Annotated in this window: 12 protein-coding genes; 11 read left to right on the forward strand and 1 reads right to left on the reverse strand. The window is 41.5% G+C overall.

Annotated elements, in window-relative coordinates; all coding sequences use genetic code 11:
• Positions 1-379: 379 nt before the first annotated feature.
• The 4 genes from A5867_RS01890 (at position 380) to A5867_RS01905 (ending at position 6,051) form a co-directional block, all read left to right on the forward strand.
• On the forward strand, positions 380-2,146 hold the full coding sequence (locus tag A5867_RS01890) for a DUF2264 domain-containing protein (protein ID WP_087626763.1): 1,767 nt from the start codon (positions 380-382) through the stop codon (positions 2,144-2,146).
• Positions 2,121-2,948, forward strand: coding sequence for a hypothetical protein (locus A5867_RS01895; protein ID WP_087626764.1), 828 nt, complete (start codon positions 2,121-2,123; stop codon positions 2,946-2,948). Before A5867_RS01890 ends, A5867_RS01895 begins: the two co-directional genes overlap by 26 nt.
• Positions 2,949-3,098: 150 nt before the next feature.
• Positions 3,099-4,262 (forward strand): glycoside hydrolase family 88 protein, encoded by a 1,164-nt coding sequence (locus A5867_RS01900; protein WP_087626765.1) that lies wholly within the window; start codon positions 3,099-3,101, stop codon positions 4,260-4,262.
• A 13-nt stretch (positions 4,263-4,275) separates the two neighbouring features.
• Positions 4,276-6,051 (forward strand): beta-galactosidase family protein, encoded by a 1,776-nt coding sequence (locus A5867_RS01905; RefSeq protein ID WP_087626766.1) that lies wholly within the window; start codon positions 4,276-4,278, stop codon positions 6,049-6,051.
• Positions 6,052-6,075: 24 nt separating this feature from the next.
• Here A5867_RS01905 and A5867_RS01910 read toward each other — a convergent pair whose 3' ends face one another.
• The gene (locus tag A5867_RS01910; protein WP_087626767.1) at positions 6,076-6,783 is read right to left on the reverse strand and encodes a GntR family transcriptional regulator; all 708 of its coding nucleotides are present in this window, start codon (positions 6,781-6,783) and stop codon (positions 6,076-6,078) included.
• Between the two features lie 190 nt (positions 6,784-6,973).
• Between A5867_RS01910 and A5867_RS01915 the strand changes: the two genes are divergently transcribed.
• The 7 genes from A5867_RS01915 (at position 6,974) to A5867_RS01950 (ending at position 13,402) form a co-directional block, all read left to right on the forward strand.
• The gene (locus A5867_RS01915) at positions 6,974-7,936 is read left to right on the forward strand and encodes a PTS mannose/fructose/sorbose transporter subunit IIAB (RefSeq protein WP_010748603.1); all 963 of its coding nucleotides are present in this window, start codon (positions 6,974-6,976) and stop codon (positions 7,934-7,936) included.
• A gap of 140 nt (positions 7,937-8,076) precedes the next feature.
• Positions 8,077-8,865, forward strand: coding sequence for a PTS sugar transporter subunit IIC (locus A5867_RS01920; RefSeq protein ID WP_087626769.1), 789 nt, complete (start codon positions 8,077-8,079; stop codon positions 8,863-8,865).
• On the forward strand, positions 8,849-9,658 hold the full coding sequence (locus A5867_RS01925) for a PTS system mannose/fructose/sorbose family transporter subunit IID (RefSeq protein ID WP_034695281.1): 810 nt from the start codon (positions 8,849-8,851) through the stop codon (positions 9,656-9,658). The genes A5867_RS01920 and A5867_RS01925 overlap by 17 nt, the downstream gene beginning before the upstream one ends.
• A 288-nt stretch (positions 9,659-9,946) precedes the next feature.
• Positions 9,947-10,558 carry a methyltransferase gene (locus A5867_RS01930; RefSeq protein ID WP_087626770.1) on the forward strand — a complete coding sequence of 204 codons (612 nt, stop codon included), beginning with the start codon at positions 9,947-9,949 and terminating at the stop codon, positions 10,556-10,558.
• A gap of 1,150 nt (positions 10,559-11,708) precedes the next feature.
• Complete coding sequence (locus A5867_RS01940; RefSeq protein ID WP_005226807.1) at positions 11,709-12,002, forward strand: hypothetical protein; 294 nt, start codon at positions 11,709-11,711, stop codon at positions 12,000-12,002.
• Positions 12,003-12,021: 19 nt separating this feature from the next.
• Complete coding sequence (locus A5867_RS01945; protein ID WP_005226808.1) at positions 12,022-12,909, forward strand: hypothetical protein; 888 nt, start codon at positions 12,022-12,024, stop codon at positions 12,907-12,909.
• Between the two features lie 16 nt (positions 12,910-12,925).
• Entirely contained in the window at positions 12,926-13,402 is a 477-nt protein-coding gene (locus tag A5867_RS01950) for a hypothetical protein (protein ID WP_060791603.1), read from the forward strand.
• Positions 13,403-13,681: the final 279 nt, after the last annotated feature.

A 13,681-nucleotide genomic window follows, 5' to 3' on the forward strand; every position in this document is an offset into this window, starting at 1 on the left:
GACATCTTAAGGGCTTTTGAGAAGAAGTGGTAGGCTTCTGGCTTAAGGCTTTAGGGTGTCTTTTTCTAGTGAAAAAAGGTTGATAGTATAACGGACGCTGCCCTCATCTAGACAAAAAAGGGTTAGCAAAAAATTATGAAAAAAAGTCAGAGCACTATGGATGATTTATCATAATTTTTTCATATAGACTAAGTTAACTTTGCTAGTTAAAAGAAAAAGAAGGGAAGAAAATCAATCCTAAAAGATTTGTTAACAGGTTAAGTCAAAAATCCCTCGAAATCTTTTCTCATTTTTCAGCAGTATTGCCAGTAGAAGATCGCTTGATAAAAAAGCCGTGGCTTGCTATTCTGTTCTGTAAATTGACAGAAGGAGATGGCGTATGAAGCAAATGGCAATCAAAGAGAATCCATTTTTGACGCGTCTGGATTATCAGCGGGCATTGGAAGTCATGATCGCTCCTTTGCAAGCAGCGATATTGGCAGATGGCTATTCAGGATTGAATCTAGGTAGCAGTGGGGCCGTATATGATCGAACACGGGCTGAGATGGAAGCGCTTGTGCGTCCTTTGTGGGGGCTGGCGCCTTATTGGAGGGTTTGCCCAGATGATCCGTTACGAGCAGCTTACGTAGAAAAAGTGATAGCAGGGACAGATCCTGAACACGCGTTTTACTGGGGAAGGATCACGGATTATGATCAATACATCGTGGAAGCAGCCGCATTGTCATTGACCCTATTGTTGCAAAAGGACGCTTTTTGGACAGCGTTGCCGCAGAAGAACCAGCGAAAGCTAGTGGCTTGGCTTTCCCAAGCACTTGAGTGCAAGATTCCTAAGAACAACTGGACATTCTTCAAAGTGTTGATACGCGTTGCCTTGTTTCACTGTGGGGAACCGTTGGCAAAAGAAGCATTGTCCCAAGAGTTGGCATTGATCGATTCCATGTACGTTGGCGATGGTTGGTACGTAGACGGGAAAACGACGCAGCGAGATTACTACATTCCTTTTGCGTTTCATTATTACGGCTTGATTTACGCTACATTTATGCAAGACGAAGATCCAGAATGGGCGCAGCGTTTTAAAGAGCGAGCCACGCTATTTGCGCAAGACTTCGTCTATTATTTTGATGAAGATGGCGAAGCCTTGCCCTATGGCCGCAGCCTGACTTATCGGTTTGCGCAAGGGGCGTTTTTCTCGGCACTGGTTTTCGCAGACGTCGAAGCGATCCCATGGGGACAGGTGCGAGGACTACTGGCGAAGCACTTGCGCAATTGGATGGCACAAGAAATTTTCACTTTCGATGGTCGCTTGTCCATCGGGTACCACTATGAAAATCATGTAATGGCAGAAGGGTATAATGCACCAGGCTCGCCTTATTGGGGGCTGAAGACCTTTTTGCTTTTAGCGGTCGCAGAAACGCATCCTTTTTGGCGGGCTGAACCTGAGCCAATCAAAAGAGAGCCGCAAAAACGGATTGAAAAAGGCAATATGTTGCTGGTGCACAATGAAAAAAGCCATCATCTGTTGGGGTATCCTGCAGGCTTGATGCTTGAACAGCAAGCCCATGCTCAAGCAAAATACAGCAAATTCGTCTATTCGAGCAAATTTGGTTTCAGTGTGCCGAAAGCTGGCGTCACGTATGCCGAAGGCGCCTTCGATAGCACATTAGCTATTGCTCGAGATGGCAGCTATTTTCGCACGAAGGGCGCAGTCAGGGATTATCGAGTGACGGAAAAAGGGGTCTTTTACCAATGGGCACCCTTTGAGGAGGTAGTGATTGAAACTGAGATTTTTCCCTTTGGTCAGTGGCATGTGCGCGTGCACGAGTTGACGACGACGATTTCGTTGGACCTCCGTGAGGGCGGGTTTAGTGTACCGCTGACTGGACAGTTGCCTCAGGCCCAAACAGGACCGACCTGGAGTCGAGTCAGTGAAGGAGGCTTTTGTTCTCAAATCATCAACATCGAAGGCTATCAACAAGCCAGTATTGTTCAGCCAGAAGCCAATACCTCCGTCTTTTTTCCAAGAACTAGTTTTCCATACTTAGCACAACATATTCCACCAGGGAAGCACCGTTTGATTTGTTTAGTCGGTGGTATCGTAGAAAAAGAAAGGAGCGATCCAAATGATTACGCTAGCAATAAAAAATAAGCAGGACCAGGTGATTGTTGGTCGCATCGACCATGAAAAAGAACCCGCGCCGTTTCAAGTTTCTGGTGATGATTTGGCCGTATTAGCCATTAAAAACTATCTCTATGAGGAAGGAGATAAAATCGTCGTTGAGGTGACAGGGGAAAATCCGTATTATGTCCTTCAGCTTGATGAAACCTTAGCACCATCACTGATCTATCTTTCCCAATCCACTTGGGAATATCAGATCCCTTGGACGGAATCTCATCGAAAGTCCTCGGTGGAAACGGCCTTTGCCTCGCAGCGCCATCACCTGATGGTGCGCAAAGCCCAGGCGTTTGAGATCACAAATTATCAAAATTTATCTTTCAATGCCCATGATCAAAAGTCAGCGACAGGGGCGTATCCTCATGCTTCAGCGAATGTGGAGACGCGAGATGATTCCGTCTTTTTTGCCAAGAATGCGATCGATGGAAAATATGGCAACCGATCCCACGGTTCGTATCCGTTTGCTTCTTGGGGCATCAATCAGCAAGCCGATGCTGCATTGACCATTGATTTTGGTCGTCCCGTCTTGATCGATCGGGTTCGTTTTCTATTACGGGCAGATTATCCTCATGATAGCTACTGGACCAAAGGGACCTTGGTCTTTGCTGATGGAGAAGAGCTGGTGGTGGAAACGACAAATACGGCGTCATTTCAAGAAGTTCGTTTTCCGAAAAAAGAAACGACTAAGCTGACCTATAAAGAGCTGCAAAAAGCAGAGGATGATTCCCCATTTCCAGCTCTTACACAAATCGAAGTATTTGGTTGGAACTGTTAAAAAAAAGAGGACAAGAGCATGACAGGTCTGCATTTGTGGGCAGTTGTCATGCTCTTTTTTTAGGAATCAATGAAGGAAGGTCGCTTTTTTTGTTCGTTTACGTTATAATGATTTCAGTTAATATGTTAACAAGTTAAGGAGAGGGTAAACATGCGTCTGCAAGAGAACAAACAACGCTTGATCCTGTTAGGAGAAAAAGTGACCGATGTGTGGTTAGCGGATAAAATCACCGCGTGCATCCAACAGATCGAAAAAAATAGTCAGCGCTTTGGCACACAGTTTCCTTCAGCCTGTGCCACCAATGGCAAATATCGGCTGAAAGGCAACGATGATTGGACCAATGGCTTTTGGACGGGGATGTTGTGGCTCGCCTATGAGTGGACCAAAGAAAAGAACTTTCTTGATCGAGCTATGGAGAATATTGACAGTTTTCAAACGCGCTTAGACGACCATTTTGTATTAGATCATCATGATATCGGGTTTTTATATAGCTTATCCGCCGGTGCTGGCTACAAGATCACTGGCGATGAACACTGCAAGCAAGAAGTCATTCAAGCAGCAGATGTTTTGTTGGCACGTTTTCAAGAAAAGGGGGAATTTATTCAAGCTTGGGGCACTTATGGCGACCCACAAGAATACCGCTTGATTATTGATTCGCTACTGAACTTGCCGCTTTTATTTGCAGCAACCCAATTATCGGGAGAGACTCGTTACGCAGAGGCCGCGAGTAAGCATTATCAGACAGTGCGAAAGACTGTCATCAAAAATGACGCCACCACCTTTCATACGTATTATTTCGATCCTGAAACGGGGCAGCCAAGTCACGGTGCGACGCATCAAGGAAACAGCGACCAATCGATTTGGGCACGAGGGCAAAGCTGGGCGATTTTAGGGCTTCCTTTGAATGAAAGCTACTTGCATAGCCAGCCTTTTCCAGAAAATTATCCGCAGATCGTGGATGTGTTTTTGGCTCATTTACCCGCAGATCTCGTGCCGTATTGGGACTTTGATTTTAACGACCAACATCCTGCTGAAAAAGACAGCTCAGCTTTAGCGATCGCGGCTTGTGGCTTGTTGGAAGCAGAGAAAATGGAGGCATATCCTGATGCCCAAAAAATCGCTAAAGGGATGCTTTACCAATTAGGCGAGCAGTATGCAGCGAGCCAAGTGCCAGAAAATGAAGGCTTATTGCTGCATGGTGTGTATGCTCATGCGGAAGGCAAAGGCATCGATGAACCCAATCTTTGGGGAGACTATTTCTATTTAGAAGGATTGATCCGATTGGCATTGCCTAATTGGCAAAGATACTGGTAAAGGGGAAGACGACATGCGAACGTTTGAGATAAAAGAAGATTTTTTGTTAGATGGAAAACCAATCAAATTGATCAGCGGAGCGATCCATTATTTCCGCATGACACCGGCGCAATGGACAGATAGCCTCTACAATCTAAAAGCACTGGGAGCCAACACAGTTGAGACCTACATTCCTTGGAATCTCCACGAACCTCGTGAAGGAGTCTACGACTTTGAAGGAATGAAAGACATCTGTGCTTTTGTAAAGCAAGCCCAAGCGCTAAGCTTGATGGTCATTTTGCGGCCTTCCGTCTACATTTGTGCTGAATGGGAATTTGGCGGGTTGCCAGCTTGGCTGTTAAACGAACCGATGCGGTTGCGCTCAACCGACCCACGCTTCATGGCAAAGGTGCGCAACTATTTCCAGGTCTTGCTGCCAAAGCTTGTGCCGTTGCAGATCACCCATGGGGGTCCAGTGATCATGATGCAGGTGGAGAATGAGTACGGCTCTTATGGAATGGAAAAAGCGTATTTGCGCCAAACCAAAGAGTTGATGGAAGAATGCGGCATCGATGTACCCTTGTTTACTTCAGATGGGGCATGGGAAGAAGTCTTGGACGCTGGGACATTGATTGAAGACGACGTCTTTGTCACAGGCAATTTCGGCAGTCGTTCCAAGGAAAATGCGGCTGTGATGAAAGAGTTTATGGCAAAACATGGCAAAAACTGGCCCATCATGTGCATGGAATATTGGGATGGCTGGTTCAACCGCTGGGGGGAGCCGATCATCAAGCGAGACGGTCAAGACTTAGCCAATGAAGTCAAAGAGATGTTAGCAGTCGGCTCCTTGAATCTCTACATGTTCCATGGAGGCACGAACTTTGGTTTTTCCAATGGCTGTTCCGCTCGGGGGGCGCTGGATCTACCACAAGTGTCCAGCTATGATTACGATGCTTTACTGACAGAAGCAGGAGAACCTACCGACAAATACTATCAGGTACAAAAAGCCATAAAAGAAGCCTGTCCCGAAGTGTGGCAAGCCAACCCACGGACCAAGCAATTAGCGGCATTAGGAACCTTTCCCATCGAAAACAGTGTCTCGTTACTGGCCATCAAAGACCAGCTGATGGCACCGCAAGAAAGCATGTATCCTCTAACAATGGAAGCTGCCAGCACAGGCTACGGCTATTTGCTCTATTCGGTTCAGTTAAAAAACTATCATCGAGAAAACAAATTAAAAGTGGTAGAAGCTAGCGATCGGCTGCATATTTTTACCGACGGCCAATTACAGGCGATCCAATACCAAGAGACGCTAGGTGAGGAGCTGTTGATCCAAGGGACACCTGATAAAGAAACCATCGAGCTAGATGTCTTAGTAGAAAACTTAGGGCGCGTGAACTACGGGTTTAAATTGAATGGGCCTACGCAAGTCAAAGGTATTCGTGGGGGCATCATGCAAGATATTCATTTCCATCAAGGCTATCGTCATTACCCATTGACGCTTTCCGCAGAGCAGCTACAAGCCATCGATTATCAAGCAGGAAAAAATCCGACACACCCTTCCTTTTATCAAACGACCTTCAGGCTGACAGAGGTAGGAGATACGTTTATCGATTGCCGTGGGTATGGCAAAGGCGTCGTTATCGTCAATGGCATCAATCTTGGTCGCTATTGGCAACGTGGCCCCGTGCATTCCTTATACTGTCCGAAAGAATTTTTGAAAAAAGGCAGCAACGAAGTCGTGGTATTTGAAACCGATGGCGTGGAGATCAAGGAACTCGTTTTCTGTGAACAACCTGTCGTAGAATAAAAAACTAGAAGTAGAGACCCAAATTTATGCGGGCTCTACTTCTATTTTTGTTTTGAAATATTTCCAATGCTTGTAGCTGACGATGTATTCAGCGACACTTCCATCTGCTAAATAGGAGTGCTTGACTTGTTTGACCGCAGGCTCTCGGAAGCTCAGTAGCAATAAGTTCAACAATTCAGCGTCATCAGGAAAGACGATTTCGTTGGTTTCAACAGAAGCCAATGAGAAAAGGTCGATCGCAAAGTCTTTTCGGACCCGCTCATAAACACTGGCATATCGGTTGAGGTTTTTGGCGATCGGTTCTTTCATCAGCTTCTTCGGCAAATGAGTGATGTGAACCAAGAAAGGAACATCGCCAAAATAGCGGACCCGTTTGATTCGGTAGTAGGAAGCACTGGCAGCCAAGCCTAATTCTTTCAAAATCTCAGGGTCATTTCCTTCTTCCACCGCAAGAACCTTGACCTTTTCTTGGTCTAGTGAATGCAGCTCAATGTCGGAAAACTTCACACTCTGAGATACTTTTGCTTTTGAAACAAAGGTTCCTTTGCCTTGGATGCGATACAGATAGCCAGCACTCGTCAATTCATTCAACGCTTTGACTGCCGTGATCGAACTAACAGAATACATCCGCTTGATATCCGCCTCTGAATAAAACTTATCACCGGGAATGAATTTATGGTCTTTGATTTCTTGTAAAAGATCTTGCTTGATCTGCTCATACTTTGGCAACACAGTGGTTTCCCTCCATTCCATATGAATACATCAAGCATAACATGTTAAATCCTTTCCTGCCACTTAATTATTGTAGAAAATTCGTTGTTTTCCAGTCTGTACAGGCCTAAAAAATAAAATTCAATATGTTAAGATATTAGGTTTACGGATGGCTTGCCATGTGGTATAGTATGCTTACAAGGAACATAACATGTTAAGTAGGGCGACCTACGGAGTAGGAGGGAAATTAGTGGAAAACATTGTATTGATCAGTCATGGAGGCATGGCAGAAGGGGTCAAAAGCAGTCTGGAGATGATCGTAGGCCAACAAGCAAACGTTCACACCGTTTCATTACGACCAGATAGTGACAATCTGCAGTTTGAAAAAGAATTGAACGAGAAAATGAAAGCCCTTAACGGTTCAACATTGATTATTGCGGATCTATTAGGAGGAACCCCGTGCAACGTTGCAGTCAAGAATTATTTAGAGGATGACGAAGTGGCGATTTTCGCTGGAATGACATTGTCCGTAGTGATCGAGGCAGTCGTCAATCAACGAGCGACGATCAACGAGCTGCTTTGCTTAGCCAAAGAAAACATCGTTGATGTCAAAGCAGGGATGAACCAGGCAGAACAAGAAATTTTAGAAGAAAAGCAAGAGGAATTAGGGGATTACAGTGCGTATGCTGGGCAAGAAAATATCGTCAATAGTCGGATCGATGAGCGCTTGATCCACGGACAAGTCGCCGGTATCTGGTCCACCAGTTTAAACACGCAACGGATCATCGTGGCCAATGATGAAGCCGCCGCAGACCCATTACAAAAATCTTCTTTACGAATGGCAGCGCCAACTTCGATGCGACTTTCCGTCCTTCCAGTGGCAACTGCAGCCAAGAATATTCGCGCTGGTCGTTACGGCAAGCAACGGTTGTTTTTACTTTTCAAAAATCCCCAAGATGTTTTGCGTTATATTGAAGCAGATGGACCGATCAAAGCGATCAACGTCGGCAACATGAGCTACAAAGAAGGCGCACGGGAAGTGACCAAAAGCATTCAAGTGCTGCCAGAAGAAGAGCCGATCTTTGAAGCGATCGCCGCAAAAGGAATCACCGTCACGGCACAGCTTGTACCCAATGAACCATCGATCGACTTTATGAAGAAATTACGAGGGTAAATCAGGCAGCGCTTCGATCGAGGAGAATATGTAGCGGAAGATTTGTCAAAAAACGAGTGTTTTTCACGATTTATCTGAGGCGACACAACGATCGATAACCAGCCAGTTAAGACTCGTTCATACAATTAGGAGGAAAATTCATGCATTTAGCAGCGTATCAAGTCATTCTTATTACTGTTTATGCTTTTATTGCTATTAATGATTCACTTATTTCCAATACGTTGACCCAACCAGCGATCGCCGGAATGATTTCTGGAATGATCATGGGGGACTTGAAGACCGGTTTGATGGTCGGTGGGACCTTGCAGTTGATGCGTTTAGGGATCGCCGCATTTGGTGGTGCATCCGTCCCAGATTATTTTACCGGCGCAGTACTGGGGACAGCGTTTGCCGTGATCTCAGGAAACGGCGCGGAATACGGCATCGGCTTAGCAGTTCCAGTGTCCTTACTGATGCTGCAACTGGACGTCGTGGCTCGTTTTTGTAACGTATTTCTACTACACCGAATCGATAGAGCCATCGACAACATGCAAGTCAAACGAATCCCACGGTTAGTTTTATCGGGTTCTTTCTTATGGGGATTGTCACGGGCGATTCCGATTTTATTGATGCTTTTAGCTGGAGATGCAGTCGTTACGACGATTACCGATAACACGCCAGAATGGCTGATGACTGGACTAAAAACCGCTGGTGGCGTCTTGCCAGTCGTCGGGGTAGCGATCTTATTGCGCTACTTGCCAACAAAGCACTACATTCCTTATTTGTTATTAGGCTTCTTTTTAGCTGCGTATCTGCAAGTCCCAATGCTCGGCGTTTCCATCATTGGGCTCGTAGCAGCAATGTTAGTCTTTAAACGAGATAGCGAAAAAGGCACCGTTGCAACGGCAGCTGCTGGAGATTTTGAAGGAGGATATGATGGCGATGAGTGATCAAAAACTGACAAAAAAAGAGTTGAATACCATTAGCTGGCGCTATATTTTGGCAAGCCAATTAAACTGGAACTATGAGCGAATGATGAGTTCAGGTTACCTTTACGGCATCCTGCCCGTCTTGAAAAAATTCTATGGCCACGATGAAGCTCAGCTACAAGATATGCTGCGGACCCACAATCAATTTTTCAATACCAATGCGATCTTTGGGAACTTGATCATGGGGATCGATGTCGCGATTGAAGAACAAGACGGACACAAAGCCAAAGAAACGATCATCGCCTTGAAAACGGCCTTGATGGGTTCCTTGGCCGGTGTCGGTGACTCCTTGTTCCACGTGATTTGGGGAACAATCTTTGGCTCTGTTGCCGGCACATTGGCGCAAAATGGTTCCGTCGTTGGCTGTGTCATCTGGATCATCGCCAACATCGCGTTACTTTTCGGTCGGGCAGCGTTGCTACCTCTAGGTTACAAACAAGGGGTCAAATTAGTGACGACCTTGAAAGACAAATTATCGGCCTTCACCAATGCCGCAACCGTTTTAGGGGTTACAGTAATTGGTGCCTTGATTCCCTCTGTGGTCAAAGCAACTGTTCCTTTTGTCTATAAAAAAGACGGTGTCGAATTAGTGATCCAAGACACGTTGGATGCCATCTTGCCATCCCTTGTACCTATCTTGCTCGTCTTGCTGACCTACTGGATGCTAGGCCAAAAGAAACTAAATTCCACTCGAGTAATTTGGATCATCTTGATCTTATCGATCGTTTTGAGTGCGTTTGGTATTTTGGGTTAGAATTAGCAGTAATAACTGATAGATAAGAATATGTACTCATAAATAATTTGATTTTAACAAAAAACCGTTATATTTACTCCTATAAATCAAATATTTTAATTATTTTTATTATATAATGATTGAAAAGCTGTTTTTTGTTTGGGCAGTGCACTAGAAAAATGAGGATCTTTGCTTGGTAACTAATTGACCCATTCACAAGGGTCTTACGGTGATTATGGTGATAATCTACTATTAGTGATAAAACCGCCACCAAGCAATTCATAAAACAGCCAAAGGAGTGGGGAGGACTTGCTTGCAGTCAGATATGATGAACTATCATTAGAGTTTGAAACAAATGAAAGCGTATTTTCCCCCAAAGGGTTAGATGCAGGAACGAAAGCGATGTTAAAAGAAGCAGTTATCAATGACCAGGATAGAATTTTGGATCTGGGATGCGGTTATGGGTTTGTAGGAATTTATCTGGCAAAAAGGTATCCTGAAGCAGCAGTTACAATGACAGACATTTCAGCAAATGCCATCGACTTGACTACAAAAAATGCGCAACGAAATGACGTAGCACCAGAGATCGTCTTAAGTGAAGGATTTAAAGAAATCAGCGACAAAACGTTTGATGTTATTCTGTCTAATCCGCCGTACCATGTAGATTTTTCTGTACCAAAGGAATTTATCGAGAAAGCCTATCGTCAACTGGCACTCAACGGAAAGCTATACATGGTGACCAAGCGCCGAAAATGGTATGAGAACAAGATTCGCTCCGTTTTCGGTTACGTGAAAGTCACAGAAGTTGACGACTATTACGTATTTTACGCAGAAAAGCGGGCGAAAAATCCGTTAGTAAAAAAGAAAGAAAAAAAGATGTCAAAGAAGCTGCAACGGAAATATGGGAAGAGGAAAGGATGATATGTTAAAAGATTGATGAGGAAAAATTATACAAAAGAAAGTTCTGAAATTCACCTAGCATAGGCACTACAGTCACAAGGAAAATGGCAGTAAAGCTAAATAAGCTCGTTGATAGGACGCCCATTTCCTGACCCCAATTATTTCACTTGTAAGTTAGATTTTCTAAAAAGTGTTGCTAATTCTGGTAAGTTACTTAACGTATTGTTAGCGAATACATTGGTTCGAATAACAAACTTATAGAGGTAGATAAACCTCCAGGAGGAAGTGATAAATTCCCGTTGGCTCCTTCTCATGTATCTATTTTACTCTGAGAAATCACACCATAACGAAATAAATTACGTTAGGAATATCTTGTTCAATTTTTTTTGCTTTTAAAGACAACTTTAAAGAATCGTTAGACAAATTTTAAATTTACGAGGAGAGCATAGAAATGGGACTGTCTCTTATACACATCTAGATTTTACGAAATCATCTATAAAAATACTATTCCCAAAAATCAACAAGGCGAATTTAATGTATTTGGAAAATCTGATGATAAAGGAAATATTTATATTAATGATTTTGCCAATGTTTCTTTTGCTGGTGATACAATGAACTCTTTTAAAACAATTTCTGGGAAATTGATTAAAGAGTTATCAATAGATGGGGAAAAAATAAATAAGCAATACTATATGCCCAATGATTCAAAAGGACGAATGAGATTGATATTTGACAGTGATGCTGATGAGTATACTCAAAAGATATTTTATGAATTTTATAAACTGTATCATAGTTTAGCTAATTTTTGGATAATACCTATAGCTGTCTCTTATACACATCTAGATGTGTATAAGAGACAGAATCAATCCTTATAAATCATCAAGCGCATGGAATGGGAATAGTATAAAAAGCCTTGGTAGGCCTTTTTATAGGAACTCCAAAGCTTTTTATACTATTCCCATTCCATGCGCTTGATGATTTATAAGGATTGATTTGTTGAGTTTATGCAGTTTTGTATCGTTTGGGAGTGATAGAAATTGTAATGTTCTTCTTGTGTTGGTTGCAAATTGGTTGCAGTAATAAAATTTTTTTGAATGAAATGCTTGAAAATGATTGAATTTATGTTATTGTAAGTTGTAGTAATTCAAATAAACAAAAGAGGTGGGGTTTTATGTTGTTCAAAGAAAATCTAGATAGAGTTTTTAAAAGTAGTGACCTAAGAATTCTAATTGATCCAGAATTTAAAATATTAATTGATAACTGGGGAAAGCTTCAATTAAATGAATACTTAAGTAGAGATGAACTAAAAGAATTATGCAGGGGTATAAAATATGCTTTAATCGAAGCGAATAAAAAGGTTGTGGAAAAAGAGAACTTTGTTTTTTATGATTTTGATGCCAAATATTTCATTGATGATGTGCAGTTTTTCTTACTTGCAAGTGCAAACGCAAAAGATTTGATTTGAGAATTTGAGAGGGAAAAAAATGTTATCTGAAAAACAAGAAAAATTAAAACAAATGCTGCTAACACCTATTGTGGTTGATAAACTTACCAATACAATTCAAAAAGAAGGCGACACAATAAAAAGCGCTCAAGTATATAGAGGTGTGGAAGACCCCGACATGTCTGATGTATCAATTGCTTTTTACGAAATCATCTATAAAAATACTATTCCCAAAAATCAACAAGGCGAATTTAATGTATTTGGAAAATCTGATGATAAAGGAAATATTTATATTAATGATTTTGCCAATGTTTCTTTTGCTGGTGATACAATGAACTCTTTTAAAACAATTTCTGGGAAATTGATTAAAGAGTTATCAATAGATGGGGAAAAAATAAATAAGCAATACTATATGCCCAATGATTCAAAAGGACGAATGAGATTGATATTTGACAGTGATGCTGATGAGTATACTCAAAAGATATTTTATGAATTTTATAAACTGTATCATAGTTTAGCTAATTTTTGGATAATACCTATAGAGATGGGAAGAAAGAGTTCTAAAACAATTTCTATAGATAATTTTGAATTTAGAACACAAGATTATATGGGAAGGTTTTTGAGTGAAATTAGGAATAATTGGAACAGATTGAAAAAACAAGGATTATACAATTTCTATTTTAAAAATTTTGAAGATTACAGCGAATTTATAGAAAAGCATTTTATTATTGAAACGGACTATTTAGAATCTCCAAAAGATGAAACTGAAAACTTCGGTTCACTGAATGAAAAAGATGCTGTTAGCATTGTTTCAGGAATGATTACTGCAATTAAAAATAGAGCGGAACTGTTATCGAAATCAGAATACGCCGAACAATTATGGATTTTACTTAGCAATATCACAACAGATAGCTCTGATAAATTGTAAATAGGGAGTATGACAAATGGCAAGGGTATATAAAGCAGTCAGATTGGCTTATGAGGCTAAAATTTGGATAGACAAACTAATTATTCATAGAGAACGAGAACTAAAAAATGAACTAAAAAATGGCTTGATTAATAAACTAGAAACAGACATGCAAGAACATTACAGTGATTTGCTGGATGGGATATCATTCAATGTGGTGTTAAAAGTATCAGCTGGTAGTGTTATAGAACAAGCTTACAGATATTGTAAAAAACAAAATTTCACTGATGACGATTGGGAAAAAATTCAAAATCGCATGGATAGAACAATTGTAAAAGAAAATTATAAAGATAAATCTTCCGTTACGCCCCGACTTTATTTAGATGAAAATGTATTAGATGGCTTAGAGGAATATCGTTACCATTTTAAAAGTGATGAGCCTAGTAAACGTCTACCGCGATTAAGTTATATCATTAAATTAATTATTTTTGCCTTTTATAGTCAAATCGACTAGAAAGTTATTTTTCTAAATAGTTTAGTCGCTATTTAGAATTTTATTTCAAATAAATGTTTACATGTTGTACCACGATATCGAATAGAGGGTGTTATTATGAAAAAGTGGAACAAGCAAGCCTTATTCTAAAAGAAATCGAATACTACTTACAATTCGATACCCTATAACGTGAATACGCCGAAAAAGCATACTCAAAGCATTATCAAAAATTGAAAGGATTGAAAAAAATGAACGCTGATAATTTTCGTTTCTACTTTTTCTTAGCTCTAGGTATAGGGC

Origin of the sequence: Enterococcus sp. 6D12_DIV0197, from assembly GCF_002174385.1 — a bacterium.
GTDB lineage: Bacteria > Bacillota > Bacilli > Lactobacillales > Enterococcaceae > Enterococcus_D > Enterococcus_D casseliflavus.